We start from the raw sequence: 23938 nt of genomic DNA, 5'->3' as shown, positions 1-23938 counted from the left end.
CATCCCCAGTCGGTCAGCTGCTACACAACTTTCGGTATGGAACGCCAGGGAGGTACTGGGCCCATTCGGCCTCTGTGACCACCGACCCTCCTGATCCGCACAGGCGACTGCGTACCTCCTCCGGCTCGGTGCGCCAGATGCGAACATCACGGGCCGTACCACCGCCGAACACCACGCGTCCGTCTGCGGCGAAACCCGCATCGTTGACGCGCTGACCGTACGCGGAGAGGGCCGCGTACTGCTCGGGTGCGGTGCGGTCGCCTACGTTCCACAACCAGAGCGTCGATCCCCCGTCACCGGCAGCCATCCGTCCACCGGACCTATCGAACGAGAGCGAGTAGATCGGGCTGGACGGCCCGACGATGCGAGCCAGGTGCTGCGGCTCGGCCGAGTTCGCCATGTCCCACAATCGAATCGAACGATCCGCACTGCCCGCGGCAAGAGTGTGCCCATCCGGTGAGATGGCCACGGCCTGGACGCTACTTCCGAAACCGCCGAGCACGGCCGTCCGGCGCGGATCGGTCGGGTCGCCGACATCCCACAGTTCGACCACGCCCCCCACACTGGCGATGGCGAGTACCGAACCGTCGGGCGACAGCGCCATTCCCGCGGGGTAGTTCCCCGCCTCCAGGGTCGACAACGCCCGTGGGGTTGTGGGCTCGGCCAGCGACCACAACGACACGTCGTTCGAGTTCTGGCCGGACGCGACCAGCAGGGTCCCGGTGCGGTCGAAGACCAACACAGCAGTCAAGCTGGTAGTTGCCGCCCGAACGGTACCGAGCGCCACCGGATCGGTGAGATCGGTTGTGTCCCACAGCTGGAAACCACCGGTCGTCGTACCGACCGCAGCCCGATTGCCGTCGACGGTGAGCGCCACCGCACCCGTCTGGTCCATACCGTCACCGACCACCAACGGTGCCGACGCCACCGGATGCTCGACGTCCGAGACGTCCCAGAGCGTCGTGGCGGAGGCTCGGGTGCCTGCTCCGGCGAGCAAACGCGTGCCCGATGCACCGATGGGGTTCTGAAAGATCGTGTCGCCGGCGTCGGCGAGGGCCGGCCCAGGAAGCGGCCAGATTCGGGTGATGCCATCGCCACTGGCAGTGACGATCGACGAGCGATCCGGCGTGAATACGAGCGAACTCACCTCGGAAGGACCGGGAAGCGTCAGTTCTGGCGTTCCCGAGGCCGCGTCCCAAACTTTCGATGAATTGTCCGAACTCGCCGCAGCGATCAGAGTCCCATCCCCACTGAACACCACATCGTTGACATAGCTGGTGAATCCCGTCAACGCCGGCAGAGGAGACAACCGGCCGCCGTCGACAGCCCACCGCAGAACCTCGCGACCTGTAGTACCCGCGATCAGCGTGGTGCCGTCGGGAGAGAAAGCCAGCTGTTGCGCGGTGTAGGTCGATCCGTCCGAGGGGATGTCGATCAGCGGAACGGAGGCGGCTGCTGGAGACGCGGTCAGCCTGCTCGCGTCCCACAACCGCATCGCGCGCCCGGGGCCGACCGTCACCAGGTACCGACCATCGGGACTGAATTCGGTCGCTGTCGGCGAACCGGGTTGAGCCACCTCGGCCGCTGCGGTCGGCCGGGCGGGGTCGGCGACGTCGAGCAGCGGCAACGACTCGGCCCCGGTACCGACGACGAGCAAGCGGCCATCAGCAGAGTAGGACAGGCTTCGTACCTCGTCGACATCGTTGCGCGACAACATCATCGGTTCCGTCGGATCCGACACGTCCCACAGTTCGACGCCGTAGAACCCACCCACGGCGAGAACGCCACCCCGCGGATCGAACGTCAGCGCGGACACGTCCCTGGAGACGATCTCGCCGAGCTGCGCGTGTCCGTCCGCGAGGGACCACATCCGCACGCGCCCGTCGGAACCCGCTGTAGTCACGATGCTTCCGCGAGGGTCGACCGCAGTCACCGCCCCGCCCTCCACACCGAGTAACCGCACCGGTGTGTGGATCGCGGAGGAATCGAGCAGTGCCGATCGCGCCTCCGACGTTCGGTCCACCTCGTACGACGCCAACGCGAAGTACGCCGCCAGACCGGGATCTTGGTTCCTCAATTGCTTTGCGACACCGGCGATCTGACGAGATACGGCCTCGGCCTCCGCGTGTTCGGCGTCGACCCGCCGGCTGTTCGCATCCGATCGGGCAACGAACGCGGTCACCGCCAGTGTCACGGCCAGCACGGTCAGAAACGCGAGTGCTGCGACAAGCGTCTCGAGGGTGCGCCGACGGCGACGATCGCTTCGGTTCTGTTGCTCGACTCGTTCCGCGCTCGCTTCCAGGTAGAGCCTCTCGACGGCATTGAGGTCTCGCCGACGCACCGGGCCGATGGATTCCTGCACCAGCAGCAGCCTCGACGCAGACAGCAGCGAACCGTCGTCTCGGTCGTTGTTGTTCCACAGTTCTGCCGCCTGGGTGAGTCGACGGTGTTCGACGAGCCACTGACGATCGTCGTCGAGCCATTCACCGAGCCGCGGCCACGCCGTGAGCAGCGCCTCGTGGGTCACCTGGACCGTCTCTTCTTCGACGGTCAGCAGTCTGCGCGCGGCAAACCGCTCGACCACCACATCGACGTCGGTGACGGCGTCTGCGTTCTCGTTTCCGTAGAACAGCCCGACACGATCGACGCGGCGACGCGTCACCACGTCGTCGTCGAGATTGACCAGACGCATGAAGATGCGTCGTGCTTCGCGTTGCTGTTCGGCGGTCAGGGCCGAGAACACTTCCTCGGCGCTCTGCCCCACCGCACCTCCGATCCCGCCGGTCGCGAGGTAGTCCGCGACGGTCAGCGTCCTGCCTCTCGACACCTGCCACGTCGTCAGCAGCGCGTGCGAGAGCAACGGCAGGGCACCGGAGTCGTGGGCGAACTGCGATCCACGCGGACCCAATTCGCCGACCAACACCTGCACCAGGGCGTCGTCGACGGTGAAGCCGGCCTTCGCGGCAGGCGACACGATGACATCACGCAGTTGCGTTTCGGTGAGACGCCCGACGACAACCGGGTTGTCCGAAAGTCCGGCAAGCAGCGCATCCTCCGACACGGCGTTCTGGTAGAAGTCGGCCCGCAGGCCGACCACGAGGACCGAATCGGAGTTCGGCAGCGACGATGCCGCACGGAGAAAGCTCTCGCGCTCACCCGCTGACGCCAGCGTCCACAGCTCCTCGGCTTGATCCAGGACGAGAACAGAACCCGGCGCGAACGATTCCATTCGCTCGGGGAATGCCCGAATATCGCCGACGCCGGAATGGACTTGCGAGCCAGGGAACCTCGATGCCAATCCAGCGCGCAGGAGCGAGGACTTACCCGAGCCCGAAGCGCCGACCACGAAGACAATGCCGCCGCCGGAGTCGAGGGCGTCACGGACGCGCACGCCGAGTCGCTCGATCACATCGTCTCGTCCGAAAAACCACTCTGCATCGGCGGACTCGAACGCTTCCAGGCCCTTGTACGGAGGGTCGCCCTTCACCGGATCGACAGTCCGCCTGCCCGGGATGGACCGCACCCTCGACACCGCATTCCACCACCGTGCGCGCTCGCCTTCGTCGTCGACTCCGCATGCGACGAGGACGGCCGAGAACATCTCGGCGCTGGCTTTGGTCGGAAGGTGGTGACCGGAAAACCAGCCGCTGATGGTGCCGTGCAGACCACCGGAATGCTCGACTATTTCACGAACTGTTGCACCCGCATCGATCCTGATCGAACGCAGCGCCGCCGCGAATTCGCTGCGGTCCGAGATCGACGAGGGATCCGGGCGCTCAGTGGTCATGAGCGCACTATAGAGCCGGTAAATCACCTAAAGATGCGCGCGAACGCTTCGCTGAGCAGCAGAAACAGCAAGTTACTCCGTTCGAATGACGGTCGCATCGAATCCGAGGTCGTCCGTATTGACCCTGTATGGAGTTCAGTGCACCGCTGGATCCGCCCCAGATTTTCTTCGACGATGGACGCTGCAGTACAAGAGATCGGTCGAAAGTCGAGGGGGAAATTCATGCTCGAACAGATGCTGACGTCGGCGGCGCATCACTCGTTCCGGACGCCGGTACAGCCGGCACTCGTTGCACGCCCGACGCGGCTCGACCCGCTTCACCGCAAGCCTGCGCTGAGCGCACGCGAGATCGAGGTCATGCTTGCCTGGTTCGCCTCGGACTCGAAGACGGTTGCAGCTCGGTCCGTTTATATCTCGGTCGGCACGATCAACACGCACATCACCCGTATCCGGCAGAAATACGCGGCAGTCGGACGCACCGCTCCGACGAAGGCCGCTCTGTTCGCTCGGGCGCTCCAGGACGGTCATACTCACCTGTCCGAATGGTGACTGTCGGTTCGTATCAACTGCGCCGGGTGGGCTGAGTCGAGCGAGCGAAGCCTGGCGGCACCACGACGTCGCTTGGGCCGAGGGTGTGCACCGATGCATGTCCGAGTCCGAGGACCGCGGAGTCCAGGCCGCCGCGCAGAATGTCGAGCACGTTCTCCACCCCGGCTTGACCGTTCGCCGCCAGACCCCACAGATACGCCCGCCCGATCAGGACGGCTCGCGCACCGAGCGCCAGTGCTTTCGCCACGTCACTTCCCCGCCTGATGCCGCCGTCGAGGGAGATCTCCACCTGATCCCCCACCGCCTCGGCGATGGACGGCAACACCCGAATCGACGCTGGGGAACCGTCGAGATTGTTCCCACCGTGATTGGACACCGAGATAGCGGTGACGCCTGCGTCCACGGCCCGCAACGCGTCGTCGACCCGCGAAATCCCCTTGAGCATGAACGGCCCGCCCCACTGCGCACGTAGCCAGGCGATGTCCTCCCACGACGGCAACGGTGTGGACTTCCACTCCCGGTACGCAGCGAAGAACGTGGGCGCAGGCCCACCGGGCGGAGCGAGATTCGGGGCCGTCAGATCCGGGAACGCACCCGCACGTCCCCACCGGGCGAGCCATCGCGGGCGCGCCAGCACTTCGGGTGCCAACCGCAGCATCGCCCGCACGTCGAGGCGTTCGGGAATCACCGGACTCCCCCAGTCACGGCCCTCCGAGAACGACCAGTCCATCGTCAGAATCAGCCCGACCGCACCCGCAGCGCGCGCACGATCGAGCATGTGCCCCAACAACTCCCGCGAACCCACCCAATGCAGCTGAAAAAACGTCTGCGGATTCGCCGCGACGACCTCCTCGATGGGCTTGCTCGCGAACAACGACAATCCCATCGACACACCGCGCGCCGCTGCTGCTCTCGCCACCGCGACCTCACCGCCGGGGTGCACCGCCTGCACACCCGTCGGGGAGATCATCACCGGGAACGCCAGCGGTTGACCCATCAGCGTCGTCGACAACTCGCGGCAGTCCGACAAACCTGCCACGTGCGGGGCGAACCCGAGTTCACCGAACGCAGCCGTATTGTCCGCCGCAGTCAGACCCTGCTCCGAGCCCGCCACCAGAGCCGCATAGACGGACTTCGGCAGACGCCTCTTCGCACGCCGCTCCGCCTCGGCGACGGTCTCGAACCACTCTGTCTTGCTGGACATCCTCCGCTCAGACGCCGAGCCTGCGGTCGAACCCGGCCGGCATCACCACATCCGACGGCGACAGATCATGCACCGAGGTATGCCCGAGCCCGAGAACAGCGGAATCGACTCCGCCGCGCAGGATGTCGAGCACGTTCTCCACACCCGCCTGACCACCGGCAGACAGACCCCACAGGTACGCGCGGCCGATCAACACCGCCCGCGCACCCAACGCCAGTGCCTTCACGACGTCACTGCCACGTCGGATTCCGCCATCGAGGGTGATCTCGATCTGATCGCCGACGGCCTCGGCGATCGCAGGCAGCGCCCGGATCGGTGCCGGCGTGCCATCGAGATTGTTACCTCCGTGATTGGACACCGAGATCGCGGTGCACCCCGCGTCGACAGCCTTCTTGGCGTCGTCGACGCGCATCACGCCCTTGAGCATGAACGGCCCACCCCACTGCTCACGCAGCCACGCCACGTCCTCCCACGTCGGCAACGGAGTACCCATCCATTCCCCGTACGCACCGAAGAACGTCGGAGCCGGACCACCCGTCGGCGGGGTCAGATTCGGGGTCGTCAGATCGGGGATCTTGCCGGTCTTGGCGAACTCCCACAACCACTTCGGTCGCATGATACCCTCCGGCGCGAACTGAACCATCGCTTTGAGGTCCATCTTCTCCGGGATCGACGGGCTACCCCAGTCGCGGCCGTTCGAGAACGACCAGTCCAGGGTCATGATCAACCCGACAGCTCCCGCGGCACGGGCCCGCTCCATCCGCTGCAGCAGGATCTCACGCGACCCCACCCAGTACATCTGGAAGAAGGTCTGCGGGTTTGCCGCCGCGACCTCTTCCACCGACTTGCTGGCGAACGACGACAAGCCGATCGGAATCCCGCGCGCTGCAGCAGCTCTCGCGACAGCGACCTCACCGTCCGGGTGCACGGCCTGCACACCCGTCGGGGAGATCATCACCGGGAACGACAGCGTCTGCCCCATCACCGTCGTCGACAAGTCACGTTTGTCCGACAACCCCGCCACATGCGGGGCGAAGCCGAGCTCGCCGAACGCCGCCATGTTGTCGTCGATCGTCAACCCGCGCTCCGAGCCGGCCACCAACGCGGCGTACACGGACTTCGGTAGACGCTTCTTCGCACGCCGCTGCGCTTCGGCAACGGTCTCGAACCACTCACTCTTGGCCATTACTGTGCCTTCTGTTTCATGACTGTTCCTGTTCCATTCCTGCGAGCGGGTTCTCGTCGCAGATCTTCGCCGGTGGACGCATCATCAACGTCAACGGCACCGACTTACGGGGTGTCTTGCGCTGCCCGGTCCGGGAATGATCGACGCTCGATTTGGGGATCTCCCCCGCTGCCGCCAACGCCATTTCGCCGTTACCGATGACGCATTCGGGATCCGGACCGTCCATGGGGAGGCCGGTGAAGAATTTCGCTGCCATGCATCCACCACGGCACGAATCGAAATGGGCGCACTTGGTGCAGGCGCCGGAGGTCTGCGGCGAGCGGAGTTCCTGGAACAACTCCGATGTCTGCCACACCGATTGGAACCCACCCATAGCCGCCGATGTCTCGGTAGCAACAGTCGCATCGCGGACGATGTTGCCGGCGAGGAAGTTCTCGTGGATCGCGAAGGGGCACGCGTACACGTCGCCGATCGGGTCGATCAGGCACACCACCCGTCCCGCACCGCACAAGTTCAGCCCCGGCAGAGCGTCACCGAACGCCGAGAGGTGGAAGAACGAATCCCCCGTCAACACACCCTCACCGTTCGCGACGAGCCAGTTGTAGAGCTCGCGCTGCTGACCGGCCGTCGGGTGCAGATCGTCCCAGACATCCGCGCCGCGGCCCGACGGCCGCAGACGCGTGATACGCAGTGTCGCAGCGTATTTGTCGGCCAACGCTTTGAAGTCGTCGAGCTGACTCACGTTGTGTCGGGTGACGACGACCGAGATCTTCGCGTCCCGGAACCCGGCCTCTTTCAAATTTTCCAACGCACGGCAGGCCATGTCGAACGAACCGGGCCCGCGCACCGCATCGTTGACCTCTGCCGTCGCGCCGTCGATGGAAATCTGCACATCGACGTAGTCCGACGCCGCCAACCGCGCGGCGACCTTCTGGTCGATCTTGACCCCGTTGGTGGAGAACTTCACCCCCACCTGATGCGCAGTCGCGTAATCGACGAGCTCCCAGAAGTCCGAGCGCACCGTCGGCTCGCCGCCGCCGATGTTGACGTAGAACACCTGCATCTTCTGCAACTCGTCGATGATCGACTTGCACTGCTCGGTGCTCAACTCGCGCGGATCACGACGACCCGACGAGGACAGGCAGTGCACGCACGACAGGTTGCAGGCGTAGGTCAGCTCCCACGTCAGACAGATCGGTGCGTCGAGCCCGAGCTCGAACTGATCGACGAGTTTTCCTACCGGAGCGGGTCTTTCGAGGGTGGAGGTCATGGGCGGAAGTCCTCTTCTGCAGTAGGTCAGGGCTTTACGGGCGGGTGATCATCTTCGAGTGGGCCAGCGTCGCGAGCGCCGTGACGTAGGGGGCCGACTGCGACTCGGTGATTCCCGCGGCTGCGATCGCCGAACGCATGTCCGAGTGATCGGGCAGCGATTCGATGATCGCAACGATCGTGCGGTTCTTCAGAAAGGAGAGCTTGCGAGTTCCGAAGTGATACAGCAACGCTCCGAACGACTCCGGACGCAGCGCTACCTGCGGATGCAGAGCCCACGGCACATCCAGATCGAACTCGTCGAGGTCCTCGCGCACTGCAGCGGTCATGATCAGTACACGCCGCACATGCCGTCGATCGACACTTCCTCGACCAACGACTCTTCGACCAGATCGGATTCGACAACAGCCGCACCGACCACAGCATTCTCGTTCTTCTTCGACATCTGAAACCTCCTACGAAATTTGCTCGGTCACAATCCAATTGGTTGTGTCTCGGGTCACCACGCTAACGGCCCACACCGTCCCTGAAGCGGCATGACGATCGGAACTGGTCGGCCGTCGCGATCAACCGTCCGTTCGGGTAGGTACCAACCCGTCCGGCGCGCGGGGTCGACGGTGCCCGAGCGGGCCGACCTGGTGCACAACGGCCGAATCACCCGCTGTGTATGCAACGCTCGACCTCACCGAAGGGACAGCCCTGACCAACGATCGGCATACGACGAGCAGAAACGACTCCGATGACTGAATTGGATGCACTTGCACCGGGCTCCGACGGAGTCTGGGCTCACGAGAACGTGGTGGTTCGGCACATGCGTGGACTCGAATTCGACGCTGTGCGTGTGGGCTCGACGGTGCAGGTCTGTCATGGCCTGACGTCGGCCGAGATCGGAGAGCGCCTCGTTCCGATGGTCACCGCACAGGCCCGGCACGTCGGTCTCTCCCAGCGTGAGTTCGAGTTGGTGTTGGTCGGACTCGTTCGCACCACCGTCACAGAACCGATCGACGCGTGGTCCACCTACTACCGCAACTCTCTGGACGAGCTACTCGGCGGCACCGCCGATTTCGCTCCCGTCCATGCGCGCGCCGAGGATTTGGTCGTCGGTTCGTTGCTCGACCTGGGATCGTGCTTCGGTTTCTTTCCGCTACGACTGGCGATGAAGGGCCACTCGGTGACTGCGACAGACCTGTCCGCCGGAACCATGCGCCTGCTCGCCACCGTTGCCCCGCATCTCGGGATCACGCTCGACACCGTGGTGTGTGATGCTGCCGATGTTCCAGTCGCAGACAACAGTGTCGACACCGTGACAGCGCTGCACCTCCTCGAACATGTCGACGCCGAGACAGGCTCTCGGATCGTGGCCGAAGCGCTCCGTATCGCACGCAGGCGTGTCGTCGTCGCCGTGCCATTCGAGACCGAGACCACCGCCTGCCATGGACACATCCGCACGTTCGACGAGGCATCGTTGGTCGAGCTCGGTCGCTCGTCCGGTGCGCAGTTCGAGACATCGGAGCACCACGGCGGATGGCTCGTGATCGACAAGGTCGCCGCACCACAGTTCACCTGAAGACGTTCTGCACCGGACTGTGAACCCGCACGCCTAGAACGGCGGTACTGCGGTGTCGTCTGTCTCGGGTTGTTGGTTGTCGGGTGGGTCGGGGTAGGCGATGATGCCGGATCGTCTGGGTTTGGTGGGGATGTGTGGCCTCAGGTCGTTGCCGATGATGGGTACGGCTGTTCCTTTGGCTGGCAGGGTGATTCGGGTGGTCTTCGAGGTGGAGGTCCACAGAATCGCACCACCGGGGAGCATGACGGCTTTCCAGTAGCCGGCGGTTTTGACGGTGTGGTGGAACTCGCAGAGGCATTGGAGGTTGTTGACGGTGGTCCAGCCGCCGCCGAGGGGGTTGGCGTGATCGAAGGGGATTACGTGGTCGAGTTGGCAGCGGTCGGCGGGGCGGTGGCAGCCGGGGAAGCGGCAGTGTCGATCTCGGAGGCGGACTGCTGCCGCGGTGAGGGTGTCGGGTCGGTAGATCAGGGCTCGGTCGGTCAGTGGGTCGCGTGCGACGGATTTTCCGAGTGTGGGGTCGGCGGCGATAGCTGCTTCGAGTGCAGCGGCCAGTGATGCGTTGCCGAGGTAGATGCCACCAGGTGTGTGCATGCTTCGGCTAGGCCGAAGTGACGAGCCCAGGTCGAGGGCAGAGCTGTGCCGTGTGCCCCGGCCGACGGGTGTGTGGGTGCAGAACAGGGCTGCAGCGGAGGTGAGCGACTGGAGGCGACGCTGAGGTCGATCGTCGCCAGGTGCCGGGTCGGTCGGACCAGCCTCTGCTGGGACTGGATCCGGTAACGAACTTTGCTCGGCCGGAGGCTTCGGAGTAGGCGATGACACGGTGTCCGCCGCTGGTTCAGGTACGGGCGTCGGACCGGCTGTTGTGGAGCCGGGTGCCGTTGTGGAGCCGGATGCAGTTGTGGAAGAGCCTGATTCCGAACAGCGCGGTGCGATATCAAGTGCCGGCGATGTCAGTTCCGCAGGTGATCGTGGAACTGACGCGGGTTCGGACGATGCCTCACGGTCGGTGTCCGACGTTGCCTCCGCTAGCGGGTCGGACACCGGCGCCCCTGAGCGTGTTGCCGCGTGCTTCCGGACTGAATCGGCGGCACCCGGGTCGAGGGTTGCCAACGGGTCGTCGGTCGCAGGTACGGGCGTGGAGTCTTCGGTCTCGTCGACCTTGCCTTCCGCTGAACTGGCCGAAGTCGGTTCGGTCGACGAACCAGCCTCCGCCCCCGAAGCCATAGCCGACCCCATTCCCTCATCGGCATCAGCATCACCAGCCGCATCAGCAGCCGAATCCGCGTCTTCGTCTCTGTCTGCGCCTGCGTCGGCATCTGCGTCTACGTCTGGTTCCGTCGCTGTTCCCGCCTCGGGTCCTGTTGCACCCCCTGCTTTCTCGCCGTCCGAGCGTCGTTCCCATTCCCCGGTTTCCGGGTTCTGCACAGCCAGTCCCAGTTTCTCCGCGAGGGTGACAGCGTCGGTGAGCAGGATCTGCCACTGACTGTTCCGCGCCAACTCCCGCGCGAGATCGGGGTCGATGGATCCGTGGCCGGCCAGATACGCCGGGTTCGCGAGCAGTCCGATGAGGGTGGCGATGTCGACGGTGATCATCGTCAACGGCACCCGACGATCCGGCAATGCCGCATCCTTTTTCGGGCAGCCATCGCGTTGGCACAGGCATGCTAGTCGGGATTTGCCGTGCATGCGGGCCATGAACGCATCACACAAGCGATCTTGTTTGCCGCGAGGGTCTTTCGGGCAGAGGGTGTCGGCCATCTCCTCGAGCAACTGCCACGCCGCCGCGGCCTCGGGGGCGGTCAATTCCGCCCGAATCCGCGCCAACTCACCGGCCGGGCTGTACGAAACATGACGGAACCGTTTCGCGAACTCCCGCAGCGCTGCCGCTTCCTCGGGCGCGACCCGCAGCAGGATGTCCCAGATCTCCTTCTCCAGCGGACCCGGTGACGACCTGCGGGCGGCCTCGACGATCTCGTCCTCGACGGATGTGACTATGTCGTCGGAGAGGTTGTCGAGGATCCGGCACACCGTCCGTACCCGCGGGAGGTCGATTTCCCCGGCCTCGAATGCTGCCCGCAGCAGTGGGAGTCGGGTATGCAGGGCAACGCCCACGGAGACGTACGATTCGGCGACGGTGGCGGAGCATCCCAACGCCACTGCCATCTCGGTGCGTCCGTACCGGCTGTAGTGCTTGTACTTGGAATCGAGGGTGATCCAGTCGCAGTGCACGCGGTAGCAGGCAGCGACCTTCCGGGCAGCGTGACGATTTTCTGCACGCGCGGCAGCAGTCAATGCCTCCAGCGACACGATCGGTACTGCCATCCCCATTCACCCCCCGGTGACCCGAAACAAGAACGCATGTTCGAACAGAATGAACAGTAACCCGGACCACCGACAAGAAACCGAAGGGCAAGCTCGGCAGGTCGTGTCGACCTCACCGAGCAGGACCGATCACCCGAGGTCGAACTCTGGACGTCGTGAGCTGAACCTCTTTTCGATCGCATCGACGACCGTCTCGAGCAGGCGGGCCTAATACGCGGTACCCATCGCCGCGCGCACCTCGCTCAACGTCTGCTCGGCGATCTCGTTGGCTCGCGCGTTTCCGTGACGCACCACCGACCGAACGTAGTCGGGGTCCGCAGCCATGTCGGCACGCCGACGTCGATGTTCTGCGAGCAATGAGTTGACCGACTCGGCCACAAAGTCTTTCAATGATCCTGCTCCCCCACCACCTATGTCGGCGGCAATCGCCCCTGGGTCCCGCCCCGTACACAAGCCGGCGATGGTGAGCAGTGCGGATACTCCCGGCCTGGCAGCTGGGTCGTAGGAAATGTCTCGATCCGAATCGGTAGGAGTTCGTCGCACCACCGCGGCTGTCTCATCCGGCGTCATGGACAGCGTGATCGCATTGCCGAAGCTCTTGGACATCTTGCGGCCATCGAGTCCAGGAACGGCGGGGCTCGAGGTGAGCAGACCCTGCGGCTCCTCGAATACCGCGCCGTAACGGGAGTTGAATCGCCGCGCGATGGTCCTCGCCATCTCGATGTGCGGAAGTTGGTCTTTTCCGACAGGCACCACGTTCGCTTTGCAGAACAGGATGTCGGCCGCCTGGTGCACCGGGTACGTCAGCAACAGTCCACTCAGTGCGCGGCCACTAGCGGCGAGTTCTGCTTTGACAGTAGGGTTTCGGTGAAGCTCCGCCTCGGTCACCAGGCTCAGAAGTGGCAGGATCAACTGGTTGAGGGCGGGTACTGCCGAATGCGTGAAGATCATGGACTTCTCGGGGTCGATACCCGCGGCCATGTTGTCCAACGCAGCGTCGTACACATGTTGCCGCACTTGCCCCATTGCGTCGCGATCGGTGATCACCTGGTAGTCGGCCAAGACCACCATTGTTCGGACCCCGATGTCCTGCAGCCGAACTCGCTCTCGAATTGTTCCGAAGAGATGACCGAGATGCAGTGGACCGGTTGGCCGTTCGCCGGTCAACACGGTATAACTACCTGGATCGGCAGCGATGTCGGAGGCGAGCGCCTCGCTGCGGCCGATGCTGGACAAGTAAGTGTCCATCGAATTCCTCCTGAAAGAACGAAGGGCTGTACCGACCGCGCTTCGATCCGAATTCAGGACATCGGCGGGCTGAGTACAGCCCGCGGGACATGATCGACCGGGCTGCTAGTGCAGCCACCACCAAGCCTGTCGAGTGTCGATCATCTCGAAAGGCTACCAAGACTCGGATCGACGGGAGCGACCGATGTGGTGTCAGGATCGCAATGGATCCTGACACCACTGCCACTGTGGGTCTAGGCGTGCTCGGGCACCGACAGTCGATTCTCTGCAGCGGCGAGTGAGTCGAATCCGTCTGCCTTGAGCAGATTGTGGACGTTGCGCCGTCGGACGCCCATGTTGCCTCCGTCATACACCGGGAAACACAGGACGTCTTCCATGATCGCAGCGATCGGTGTCAGGTTCGTGTACGCATCGACGCCGACGAGACGCATGGCGTCGTACACCACCTGCACGGCCGTCTCGGATGCAAAGATCTTTGCCTCGTTGGCCAATTCGCGGTCACGTCCGCCGGTACGGTCGAAATGATCGGCGGCCTTCCATGCAAAGTAGCGGACCGCTTCGATGCGAGTCTTGATGTCCACCAACATGTATCCGGCGTTCTGATACTCGATGACGGGTACCGGACCTGACCGATGGTCGGTCTTGGCGAAGTGCAGTGAGTAGTCGAATGCAGCTCGCATCCTGCCCACGCACGCGGCAGCGATGGACGAGCAGGTCCAGGAGAAGGCAGTGGCGACGATGTCCAACCCGTCGCCCGGCTTGCCGATGAGGTTGCCGACCGGCACCCGCACGTCGCGGAATTCCACCCGCGGCGAATTGGTGGCGCGATGTCCGATGGTGTCGATCATGTCGGTGATCTCGACCCCCGGCGTTCCCTTCTCCACGACGATGACGGCCAGCGACTCCGACGGCGGCAGTGCAGGATCGGTACGACAGACCACACTGATCAGGTCGGCACCCTGACCGTCCCAGCCCGAGGCATTGGTGGTGTAGTGCTTGGCACCGTTGATGACCCATTCGTCGCCCTCGCGACGCGCGAAGGTCCGGATTCCGACGGTCGGGTCTTCCGAGTCATAATTTGCTCCGCCGGTCACCTCTGTGTAGGCGATCGCAGCCAATCGGGGTTCGCCGTCGCAGAACAACGGGAGCCAGCGATTCTTCTGTTCCTCGGTGCCGAAATTGATGATCGGGTTGAGTCCCAATCCGGTGCCGAGCAATGCACTGGGAGTGTTGATGTCGACCCGAGCGAGTTCCTCGGCCGCGAGCGCGAAGGTGAGATTGTCGAAGTACGCGCCGCCGTATTGATCGGGAACCAGTCCCTTGACGAATCCGAGACCGGCCAGCTGCTTGTAGACCGGCTGCAGTGCGTAGAAGCGATCCTCGGGGCGCGGTATGGAGGAAATAGCGGGCGCTACTTCGCTCAGAATCTCGTCCGCCACTTGCCGCGCCTGCATGCGCACTGCCATCTGCTCGGGGCTGAGCTCGAAACTCAGGGTCATGTGAGACTCCTCGATAAGTGTCCTGGTGGGGGTGAAGAACGGAATCGGGCGACGCTGCCCTGCACACCATGTTTCACGGCCCGATGCATCCCGGTCTTGTACCGGACTGCGCCGTCATCGGTACCGTTCTGCACTCCCGAACAGAGAGTCCCTACGCCAACTGCGGCATGTCCCCTGTCTTCACCGACGCCCGGTATTCGACCGGACTGCATCCGAAGCGCGATCGAAAGGTCTTGGCCAGATGGGCCGAATCCGAGAATCCCCACGCTGCAGCGATCGTTCCGATCGATCGAGTGTCACGTGAATCGGCAAGCTCACGGCGACACGCTTCGACGCGATGCTCACGTACGACGGCACCGAAAGTGGTTCCCGTCCTCTCGAAGAGGGCATGGAGCGTGCGTACCGATACCCCGACATGGTGGGCCGCATCGGTAGCGGGAACACGGCCGAAAGGAAGCCTGGAGTCGATGTACCGAACTGCGGAGACCCGAAGTGCTTCGTCGGTCTCCGACGAGCATCCAGTGCCCCGTTGTGTCCCTCCCAGGACTGCACGGAGCAGATCTACATGGGCAGCACCGATCATCTGCCGCTCCGCGGTCTGCAGCGAGGAATCGGTCCGCCAGGTCTCCACCATCAACGAGCCGAGCAAGCGAGCAGAACCCGACGAGCTCGAAAAACGCCGCGCAGTGGTCGCTGCCGACGGGCCGACCACATCTGCCAGCAGAGGGCGCGGCAGTCGGAAGGACAACACTCGCCACAGTTCGTCGTTACCCGGCTCGACGAACTCGAGCCGGTAGGGGCGAGTCGAATCGACAATGGCGAATTCGCCTCGGGAGACGGTGCACTGCCGCCCGTCCTGAGTGGTCGTACAGTGCCCGTCCAATTGCAGGTTGACAAAAACGACGTCCTCGTCGGCTCTGGCAACTTCACGTTTTCCATGGTCGATTCGCTGTGTGCAGGAAGCAATCTCCGCTGCATTGCCACCCCCGATTGCCGCCGATCGCACCCACCCGGGAAGTCCGGAACTCGAGGAGCTGCGTTCGACGTGGTCCCGGGATCGCCACGGCGCAAGCGGGGTGAATGCCTGGCAGAGGACGTCGGCCCAATAGCTCATCTGATCGGCCGGACCGAGTCCCCTGGTTGTCCAATATGACGTCATGATGCACTCCGCGCTAGGTTCGAGTGCACCCACGGTAGGCCTTGGGCGTAAGCCATCCGAGGCATTTGCGTTACGAAATGCGTGCACTCTCCTCACACCGACGCGAGAGTCGCGGAGAGATTCTTCGAGTTTTCAGATGTAGGTACCTCGCCGCGTCGACGCGACCGAGTCCAGCATCCAGGCGGGGTACTCACCCGGCGGACCCAGGCCGCCGTCGGAGGGCGGAATTACGATCACACAGTTGGCATGGGCGAGCGCACCGACCGAGTGCGATCGAACGATCGCGGCGCTTTCACCGTCGACGACGCCCAACATCACCCGAGGTATCGGCGAGGCGGGAACCGTCTCCCCATCCACCCTGACCGTTCTCATCGTCCTGCCTGCCTGTGGGTTTCGCAATGCCGCCACGATCACCGGCCGGACGAACAATTCGTACGAGACCAACGCACTGACCGGATTTCCGGGCAGACACACGATCGGTATTCCCTCGACCTTCCCGCAGGCCTGAGGTTTGCCCGGTTTGACTGCTACCGAAACGAATTCGACATCCTGGCCCCGCAGTGCGAGCCGAATCACCTCTTCGGTACCCGCACTGATCCCACCGGTGGTGACAATGACGTCGGCAACCGCGGCGCATCGGGCCAGTGCCGCCCGACACGCGTTCACGTCGTCGGCAACGGCCGGTTCGAGGTGAACGTCGGCACCGCACCGAAGCAGATCTGCGACGAGCATCGCCGAGTTGACGTCGTGGCATTCGCCCCGCTCGAGTTCTGTCCCGACAGCTCGAATCTCGGATCCTGTCGAGAGCACCGCCACGATCGGGGCCGACTCGACCAGCACACGAGTGCGGCCGAGGGCAGCCAATACACCGACCTGCGCCGGAGTCACCACCGTGCCGGCCCTGACGGCAACGTCGCCGACCTCGAAGTCCGACGCACGACTGCGGACGTTGCTCTTGGAGTCGACCGAGTGAATCGTCACCTCCTCTACTCCGAACGCCTCGACGAACCCGCTGGTCACTTCGACCGGAACGACCATGTCTGCCCCCAGCGGGACTACGGCACCGGTCATGACCTGTACCGACTCGCCCGAACGAACGTGCAGCGGTGCCGTTTGCCTCCCTGCGACACTGCACGCGGAGACGAGCAACCGGACGGGCAGACGTTCCGGACCGACGACATCGGCAGCCCGAACGGCGAATCCGTCGACCGCCGAATTGTCGAATGCCGGAAGCGCGCGGTCGGCAACGACATCCTCGGCCAGCACCGCCCCCACCGCATCGCCGATCGGCACGGAACGTGCCTTCGCAGCTACTCTCAGTTTCGCTATCGCACAACGATGTTGGTCCACCGTCCGGAGAGGGGCAGGAACGATGTCGACCGTCGTCGACATCATCCGCCGGAGATCGGGGGTAGGACCGCGATTTCATCGGTATCACAGCACGAAGAATCCTCTGCCCGCGCGAGAGACTGCCCGTTGATCCAGATCCTGGACACGGCAAGCACATCCGCAAAGGATGCGCCGTATCTTCCGACGGCGGTGTCGAGCACTTCCCGAACCGTCGATCCGGGAATATCTCGAGACGCCTCACCTGCGATCTGACGTGCCGCAGCGAACATCACCAATTCGGCCATACGATCACCACTCACCGATCATCCACCGATGTAGGACATTTCGATGCGATCGCGCACCGGTCCGTCGTTCGTTCCCGCTCGGAGTTCCGAATAGCGATCATCGCGTTGCAGCCACAGCGTGGACAGGCGTTCGACGAGGTCGTCCTGCGATGCCTCCGAGCGCAGCAACGCACGTAGGTCGGTGCCGGTGGAGGAGAACAGACAGGTGTACACCTTTCCATCCGCGGACAACCGTGCACGAGTGCAGGATCCGCAGAACGGTTCCGAGACGGACCCGATCACACCGATCTCGCCGCCACCGTCGAGATACCGGTACCGAGTCGCCACTTCGCCGTCGTACTCCGCGTCGACCGGTGCCAGCGGATAGACCTGTCCGATCGTCTGCACTATCGAGTCGACGTCGACAACCTCGGACAACTCCCACCGATTCGTTGCCCCTACGTCCATGTACTCGATGAAGCGCACCACGACGCCGGTGCCTCTGAACCGCTCGGCCAGAGCGAGAATCGAACCTTCGTTGACGCCGCGACGCACCACGACATTGACCTTCACCGGCGACATTCCGGCCCGCACCGCCGTGTCGATTCCGGCGAGCACGGTCTGCACGGGTACCCGGGTGTCACTCATCCGAGCGAACGTTGCCGGATCCGTCGAATCGAGGCTGACGGTCACGCGCCCCAAACCCGCGTCGACCAAGGCTGCCGCGTGGGCACCGAGCAGAGAACCGTTGGTGGTCATCGCCAGATCGATACCGTCGATGGCACTCAATCGTTCGACGAGCGTGACGATTCCGGCGCGCAGCAGAGGTTCGCCACCGGTCAGGCGCACTTTCCGAATGCCGATGGTGGCGGCGGCGCGGGCGACTCTCTCGATCTCGTCGAACGACAGCAGTTTTCCGGTATTCAAGAATTCGTGGTCCGGACCGAATTCGGCCCGGGGCATGCAGTAGACGCAGCGGAAGTTGCACCGGTCGGTGACGGAAATACGTAGATCCCGAAGTGGTCGCCCCCGAACGTCTCTCGTGCCGGCCTCGACGTCGCTCACGGAGTCACTCACGAAGCGACCCCGCACGTGAGCGGCGACCACTGCGAGGCTGCCTGTTCGACAGTCTCGATCTGCACGCCTGTCTTCACCCAAGTTTGGGCAGCGGCGCGCTGTTCGAGCTTCCACACCGGAACGCACGCCTCGAGAATGTCGATGCAGAACTGAGCTGCCAGGAATGCGTCCACGCGATGGCCCGAGGACACGCAGACCAGGACGCTGGCCTCACCGACTGCGACGGATGCGATCCGGTGCAGCAGGACGATACGTCCGATTCCGGGCCTACGCTGTTGGGCTACCTCCGCAATCTCCAGCAGCCGCGCACGCGCAACCGACTCGTAGGACTGGTAGTCGATCGCCACGACCCCGTCTGCACGCAGACCCGTGATGTCCTTCGAGTACTCGCGAACCACCCCGGTGAAGGTGACCACGGCTCCGCAACGCGGCAGTGTTGCCCACTCGATCACGGCCTCGACCGACAGCACGTCGGAGGTCACGGCGACATACACGTCACCCGCGCGGGATTCGCTGTCGTTCGCTTTCTCGTCCCGGTGTAGGACAGTGTCGACTTCGCCCACGGCACACCCCTTTCGTTGTTCCGACCTCAGAATGGTCGAGACATGTGCTTGTCACTTGACCGCCAGCGACCGTTAGTTGACCTGCAGGGACTGCCGCATGCAGATGTGATCGGACTTTCCGGCATTGTTACGAACAGCGCATCAACCGGAAACATTGCGCGCTAACCTCGAACACAGCTCCTGCATCGCCGTGAGCGTCTACGACAAGGGGTTCCCATGCTGTCTCGATCCGGATTCTCGATCCCGACTCGGACGACCAGCCGAGGCGACTGGTGCGACATGTTGAACGAACACTTCGTCGCACTCGACGTCGCGGACGTGGCCGACAGTCGATTCACCGGAGCTGTTCGGTCCATGTCCCTTGCGCACCTTCAGGTTTCGAGTGTCCGATCCACCACGCAGCACATCGCGCGTACCGACTCGCTGATCGAGCAGGATCGCATCGAGTACGTCCAGATCGGGATGATCAGGCGTGGGTCGGCAGTCGTCGTGCAGGACGGCCGCGAATGCACGTTGACGCGCGGCGACTTCGCCATCTACGACACCTCGCGCCCGTTCGATTGGATCATCGACGGCCATCCCGACGACGATCAGTGGGAGCTGGAAGTCTTCACCTGGCCCCGTCACATGCTTCGGCTCGATGCACGCGAATCCAGTGACATGACGGCGATGGCGTTCGACGGATCGGCCGGATTCAGCGGACTCCTGGCGCGATTCCTCCACGACCTGGGTTCGACGCGCTCGTCACTGGACATCAGCGGCGCGCAGGCCATAGCCGACGAGGTCGGCGACCTCGTCAGTGTGATTGCCCGCAACACCACCTCGAACTCGACCATCGACTCACCAGGCGTAGCGCTGGTGCGAGCAGCGCAACGGTACATCGACGACCACCTCGCAGACACCGAGCTCTCACCCACGTCGGTCGCGTCGGCGATGCTGGTATCGACCCGTCAGTTGCATCGAGTGTTCGCCTCGAGCGGCACGACGGTGGCCCGCACCATCCGAACCAAACGACTCGAGCGCTGTCGCCGCGAGATCATCGGCAGCATCAGCCTCGACCGATCTCTCGGGCAGATCAGTCGGCGATGGGGTTTCGCGGACCTCGCCGTGTTCAGCCGCGCTTTTCGGGAGCAGTACGGGATGAGTCCGCGGCAGTACCGAGCCAGTGTCTGCGCCCGGTCGGACGACCCACGTGCGGTGACGCGTTCGACACGACCGACCGACCGAGAGCAGAGGTACTGACCCGACGAGCGACTCGACTCAGTGGATCGAGTCGCTCGAATGGCCCGGCACGATCGGTGCCGAACCGTCCACCAGCGGTGCTATGTGATTGACCGCGGTCGCTGCCTCGGCGAACCCGACCGCGATCAGCTTGACCTTGTCCTGATGCCCCGCAACATCACCGACGGCGAACACCCGTCGCCGGTTGGTTCGCATCGTCCGGTCGACGGCGATATCGCGCTGGTGCTTGTCCAGCCCCCATGTCCCGATGGGACCGAGCGCTGCTTTGAACCCCAATGCAGCAACAACACTCGATACTGCCAGTCGACGGCGTTCGGTTCCGGCACCGTCGACGATCGTCACCGATTCGACGGTGCCCGATCCCGCGATCTCCTCGACTTCGTACGGAGTCAGGACGTCGACACTCGACCGCTCCAACAGTCCCAAGCTGTGAGCATGAGCCCGAAACTCGTTGCGGCGGTGCACCAATACCACCGACTTCGCGATCGGCTCCAAACTCAGAGCCCAATCCACTGCCGAATCACCGCCCCCGACGATCATCACGTGTTCGCCGGCCAGCTCGTTCAGTCTCGGCACGAAGTAGCGGAGCCCACGATCGTGGAACTCCGATCCCGTCGATAACGGTCTCGGCGTGAATTTCCCGATCCCCGCTGCCACCAGCACGGCCTTCCCGACCACGGTGACGCCCTTGTCCGTCGTGATCCGAACGCAGTCTTCGGATTCTTCGAGCTCTGTCGCGACGTGTCCCATCAGATACGTCGGCTTCGCCTGCTCTGCTTGCTCCACCAACGCGTCGACCAAATGCTGTGCCTTGATTGCCGGGAAGCCTGCAACGTCGAAGATCTTCTTCTCCGGATACAACGCGGCCAGCTGACCACCTGGGTGCGGTAGGGCGTCGATGACGGTGACCGTCAGTCCTCGGAAACCCGCGTAGTAGGCACCGTACAGACCGGCAGGACCAGCGCCGACGATGATCAGGTCACACTCGGAAACCGTTGCACCACTCACTTCTTCGTCACTTCGTCGATGGCCCGATGGTCGTGGCCGACCGGACCGAGGTCCTCCGCCCCTCCCGACGCGTCGGCGTCCTCGCAGAATTCGACTGCGATATCGACGAATCGCTTCTGCTCTTCCGGGATCTTGTGTTCCCAGAAGATGGCGTCGTTCGGGCAGGCGGGCATGCACTTTCCGCAGTCGACGCACTCGTCGGGATTGATGTACATCATCCGAGCGCCCTCGTAGATGCAGTCGACGGGGCATTCCTCGGTACATGCCTTGTCGAGCAGGTCGATGCACGCTTCGGTAACGACGTAAGCCATGGCGAAATCCTCGTATTCGTAGGAGTAAGGGTTGTCAGACGTCGAGCGCTGCGACCTGAACCAGGGTGTCGGAGAACGTCGGAGCGTTTCCGAGATCCGCGAACACTGTCGGGTTGAGCGATGCCGGGGTCGACAGCGACAGCATGTTCTTGCGCCACGCACCCATCGCACACACCGTGACACCCACCATGACGGATTTGTCGAGCTTGGCAACAACGGTGAACTCACCGCGATCGTTGAAGACCCGCACCACATCACCGGAGACGATTCCCCGGTGTTCACCGTCGACAGGATTGATCAACAGCGTCGGCTCCTTCTGTACCTTTCGGTGCATGTCGAGGTTTCCGAAACTCGAATTCAAGTACGCATGCGACTTGGGCGTAAGAAGGTTCAGCGGATACTTTTCTGCCAGAACCGGATTGGTCCGTGACGACTCTCGTGGCGCGATGTAGTGCGGGAGTGGATCCACCGGCTGCCCGGGCTGGTGATCGTTCGACCCCTGACGGAACAGAGGAAGCACGAAGTTGCCGCCCGCCGCTGCCGAGGACAGGAACTCCGTTTTGCCGGACGGTGTCCGGAAGTTTCCTTCTGCGTGCGGTGCGTACTCGTCAGGTCCGGGAAGATTGAGACGCTGCCACCCGAGCTGTTTGAGCGACTCGATCGAGATGCCCTCCATTGCAGGGGCATTCCAGTCGTAGGACAGTGCGATCAGTTCCTCGTCCGTACGCGAGAACACCGGCTCGGTGAAGCCCATCGCGGCCGCCAGCCGGCGGAACAGCTCGGTGTTGGGGACTGCTTCACCGAGCGGTTCGATCGATCGATTGTTGTACGTGACGAACAGATGACCCCAGGAGAAGTTGATGTCGTCCTGTTCCAGTTGGGTCGTGGCAGGCAGGATGATGTCCGCGTAATCGGCTGTGTCGGTGATGAAATGGTCGCTGACGACGGTGAACAGATCCTCGCGACCGAGCCCGTCGATCATTCGCTTCTGATCGGGACACACCACCACCGGGTTCGAGTTGTAGACCATCAGACCTTTGAGCGGCGTGTCCAGGTTCAACCCACCGGTCAGTGCTTCGCCGAGCTGGTACAGGTTGATCACGCGAGTGCCGGGTGTCTGCAGGTCCGTCTGCAGGAATTCGGGCCAGTTCACCGGGAACGCCCACAGGGGTAGCTGGAGAATTCCGCCACCGGGCTTACGCCAGGCACCCACCAGCGATGGCAGGCACGAGATTGCCCGAACGCTCTGTCCACCACCGGCGCTTCGCTCGATCGCGACGCCGATGCGGATCACGGCCGGCTGACTCTGTGCGTATTCCCGCGCCAGGGTGTAGATGTCCTCGACCGGAATGCCCGTCTCCTCGGACGCCCATTGCGGGGTGTACTGCTGCACCCGCTCCGCCAACTCGTCGAAACCGATCGTGTGGCGCTCGATGTAATCCGCGTCCGTCAGACCCTCGTCGATGATCACGTGCATCATCGCCAGGGCGAGCGCGCCGTCGGTGCCGGGACGAATGGGGATGTACCAGCTGGCAGCTTTCGCGGTTCTGGTCTTGACCGGATCGATCACCACCACCTTGGCACCGCGCTTCTTGGCCTCGGCGACGTACGGCCAGAGGTGCAGATTGGTGCTCATGATGTTCGACGCCCAGATCAGAATGAACTTGGAGTGGACGAAGCTTTCGGGATCGACACCCGCCGTGTCGCCGACCGTCATTGCATAGGCAGTACAGGACCCCGCGTCGCAATAAGTTCGCTCGGCAACGGTCGCCCCCAGCCGGTTGAAGAACGCATCCCCCACGTTCAGTCCTTGCGTGATCCCCTGGGTGCCGAGGTAGTTGCACGGCATGATCGCCTCGGGGCCGAATTCTTCGGCGATGGAGGTGAATTTCTCGGCGATGGTGGCCACGGCCTCGTCCCACGAGATCCGCTCGAACATTCCCGAGCCCTTGGGTCCGGATCGCTTGAGCGGGTACAGAACTCGCTCGGGGCTGTAGACCTTGTCCAGGTAGTTGTCCACCTTCACACACAGGCCACCGTTGGTGTACGGGTTGGTCTTGCTCCCGCTGACACTCGTCGCCACACCGTCCTCGACGGTGACCACCATCGAGCACGAATCCGGACAGTCCTGCCCGCACGCCCCGAGGACGGTGAGCTCCTCGGGGCGGTCAGCAGCAGCGTCGTGTGGGCGCGTGTCGTCCTGAACAGTCGTCATGGGTACTCCTCGGCATGGATATCACTGGTGTGTGTTATCCGTAGCCTGCACCGCCCGGACGCTCTCGACAGGACACCGAGCGCCGTCTACTTTGCTTTCTGCGCCCGAAGGCTCTGCGG

General features: G+C 63.6%; 20 protein-coding genes. 3 read left to right on the top strand and 17 right to left on the bottom strand.

Annotation, left to right across the window (positions count from 1 at the left end; genetic code table 11):
• Window positions 1-13: 13 nt before the first annotated feature.
• Window positions 14-3787, bottom strand: coding sequence for a hypothetical protein (locus ACQR3T_RS02900; protein ID WP_428692487.1), 3774 nt, complete (start codon window positions 3785-3787; stop codon window positions 14-16).
• A gap of 222 nt (window positions 3788-4009) precedes the next feature.
• On the opposite strand from ACQR3T_RS02900, the gene ACQR3T_RS02895 reads away from it, so the two are divergent.
• Window positions 4010-4336: a LuxR C-terminal-related transcriptional regulator gene (locus ACQR3T_RS02895; protein ID WP_428692486.1), complete on the top strand. Its 327-nt coding sequence runs from the start codon at window positions 4010-4012 to the stop codon at window positions 4334-4336.
• Window positions 4337-4349: 13 nt separating this feature from the next.
• On the opposite strand, the gene mftD (ACQR3T_RS02890) is transcribed toward ACQR3T_RS02895, so the two are convergent.
• Genes mftD (ACQR3T_RS02890) through mftA form a run of 5 tightly spaced genes read right to left on the bottom strand, consistent with a single transcriptional unit; the run spans window position 4350 to window position 8440 of the window.
• Window positions 4350-5540 carry a pre-mycofactocin synthase MftD gene (mftD, locus tag ACQR3T_RS02890; RefSeq protein ID WP_428692485.1) on the bottom strand — a complete coding sequence of 397 codons (1191 nt, stop codon included), beginning with the start codon at window positions 5538-5540 and terminating at the stop codon, window positions 4350-4352.
• A 7-nt stretch (window positions 5541-5547) separates the two neighbouring features.
• Window positions 5548-6726 (bottom strand): pre-mycofactocin synthase MftD, encoded by a 1179-nt coding sequence (mftD, locus tag ACQR3T_RS02885; RefSeq protein ID WP_428692484.1) that lies wholly within the window; start codon window positions 6724-6726, stop codon window positions 5548-5550.
• A 16-nt stretch (window positions 6727-6742) separates the two neighbouring features.
• Window positions 6743-7996, bottom strand: a complete 1254-nt coding sequence (mftC, locus tag ACQR3T_RS02880) for a mycofactocin radical SAM maturase (protein ID WP_428692483.1) — start codon at window positions 7994-7996, stop codon at window positions 6743-6745.
• Between the two features lie 34 nt (window positions 7997-8030).
• Entirely contained in the window at window positions 8031-8324 is a 294-nt protein-coding gene (gene mftB, locus ACQR3T_RS02875) for a mycofactocin biosynthesis chaperone MftB (protein WP_428692482.1), read from the bottom strand.
• A gap of 2 nt (window positions 8325-8326) precedes the next feature.
• A complete protein-coding gene (mftA, locus tag ACQR3T_RS02870; RefSeq protein ID WP_080734238.1) occupies window positions 8327-8440 on the bottom strand; it encodes a mycofactocin precursor MftA in 114 nt (37 codons plus the stop codon).
• Between the two features lie 294 nt (window positions 8441-8734).
• Between mftA and mftM the strand changes: the two genes are divergently transcribed.
• Complete coding sequence (gene mftM / locus ACQR3T_RS02865) at window positions 8735-9562, top strand: mycofactocin oligosaccharide methyltransferase MftM (RefSeq protein ID WP_428692481.1); 828 nt, start codon at window positions 8735-8737, stop codon at window positions 9560-9562.
• 33 nt (window positions 9563-9595) lie between these two features.
• Here the strand turns inward: mftM and ACQR3T_RS02860 are convergent, their stop codons facing one another.
• The 8 genes from ACQR3T_RS02860 to ACQR3T_RS02825 form a co-directional block, all read right to left on the bottom strand.
• Window positions 9596-11884, bottom strand: coding sequence for a DUF222 domain-containing protein (locus ACQR3T_RS02860; RefSeq protein ID WP_428692480.1), 2289 nt, complete (start codon window positions 11882-11884; stop codon window positions 9596-9598).
• A 207-nt stretch (window positions 11885-12091) separates the two neighbouring features.
• Window positions 12092-13132: a tryptophan--tRNA ligase gene (gene trpS, locus ACQR3T_RS02855; protein ID WP_428692479.1), complete on the bottom strand. Its 1041-nt coding sequence runs from the start codon at window positions 13130-13132 to the stop codon at window positions 12092-12094.
• Between the two features lie 233 nt (window positions 13133-13365).
• A complete protein-coding gene (locus ACQR3T_RS02850; RefSeq protein ID WP_428692478.1) occupies window positions 13366-14631 on the bottom strand; it encodes an acyl-CoA dehydrogenase family protein in 1266 nt (421 codons plus the stop codon).
• 151 nt (window positions 14632-14782) lie between these two features.
• Window positions 14783-15790, bottom strand: a complete 1008-nt coding sequence (locus ACQR3T_RS02845; protein ID WP_428692477.1) for a helix-turn-helix domain-containing protein — start codon at window positions 15788-15790, stop codon at window positions 14783-14785.
• A gap of 132 nt (window positions 15791-15922) precedes the next feature.
• A complete protein-coding gene (locus ACQR3T_RS02840; protein ID WP_428693040.1) occupies window positions 15923-17182 on the bottom strand; it encodes a molybdopterin molybdotransferase MoeA in 1260 nt (419 codons plus the stop codon).
• Entirely contained in the window at window positions 17182-17439 is a 258-nt protein-coding gene (locus ACQR3T_RS02835) for a MoaD/ThiS family protein (RefSeq protein WP_428692476.1), read from the bottom strand. The genes ACQR3T_RS02840 and ACQR3T_RS02835 overlap by 1 nt, the downstream gene beginning before the upstream one ends.
• 3 nt (window positions 17440-17442) lie before the next feature.
• Window positions 17443-18480 (bottom strand): GTP 3',8-cyclase MoaA, encoded by a 1038-nt coding sequence (moaA, locus tag ACQR3T_RS02830; protein ID WP_428692475.1) that lies wholly within the window; start codon window positions 18478-18480, stop codon window positions 17443-17445.
• Window positions 18477-19043: a molybdenum cofactor biosynthesis protein MoaE gene (locus ACQR3T_RS02825; protein WP_428692474.1), complete on the bottom strand. Its 567-nt coding sequence runs from the start codon at window positions 19041-19043 to the stop codon at window positions 18477-18479. The genes moaA and ACQR3T_RS02825 overlap by 4 nt, the downstream gene beginning before the upstream one ends.
• A gap of 279 nt (window positions 19044-19322) precedes the next feature.
• On the opposite strand from ACQR3T_RS02825, the gene ACQR3T_RS02820 reads away from it, so the two are divergent.
• Window positions 19323-20285 carry a helix-turn-helix domain-containing protein gene (locus ACQR3T_RS02820; protein ID WP_428692473.1) on the top strand — a complete coding sequence of 321 codons (963 nt, stop codon included), beginning with the start codon at window positions 19323-19325 and terminating at the stop codon, window positions 20283-20285.
• 18 nt (window positions 20286-20303) lie between these two features.
• On the opposite strand, the gene ACQR3T_RS02815 is transcribed toward ACQR3T_RS02820, so the two are convergent.
• Genes ACQR3T_RS02815 through ACQR3T_RS02805 form a run of 3 tightly spaced genes read right to left on the bottom strand, consistent with a single transcriptional unit; the run spans window position 20304 to window position 23819 of the window.
• The gene (locus ACQR3T_RS02815; RefSeq protein WP_428692472.1) at window positions 20304-21293 is read right to left on the bottom strand and encodes an NAD(P)/FAD-dependent oxidoreductase; all 990 of its coding nucleotides are present in this window, start codon (window positions 21291-21293) and stop codon (window positions 20304-20306) included.
• On the bottom strand, window positions 21290-21604 hold the full coding sequence (gene fdxA, locus ACQR3T_RS02810) for a ferredoxin (RefSeq protein ID WP_428692471.1): 315 nt from the start codon (window positions 21602-21604) through the stop codon (window positions 21290-21292). Before fdxA ends, ACQR3T_RS02815 begins: the two co-directional genes overlap by 4 nt.
• A 34-nt stretch (window positions 21605-21638) precedes the next feature.
• Window positions 21639-23819, bottom strand: a complete 2181-nt coding sequence (locus tag ACQR3T_RS02805; RefSeq protein WP_428692470.1) for a molybdopterin-containing oxidoreductase family protein — start codon at window positions 23817-23819, stop codon at window positions 21639-21641.
• Window positions 23820-23938 lie beyond the last annotated feature (119 nt).

The organism is Rhodococcus sp. IEGM1428, from assembly GCF_050321865.1.
Taxonomy (GTDB): Bacteria; Actinomycetota; Actinomycetes; order Mycobacteriales; family Mycobacteriaceae; genus Rhodococcoides.
This window is presented reverse-complemented; position numbering and strand designations above follow the sequence as displayed.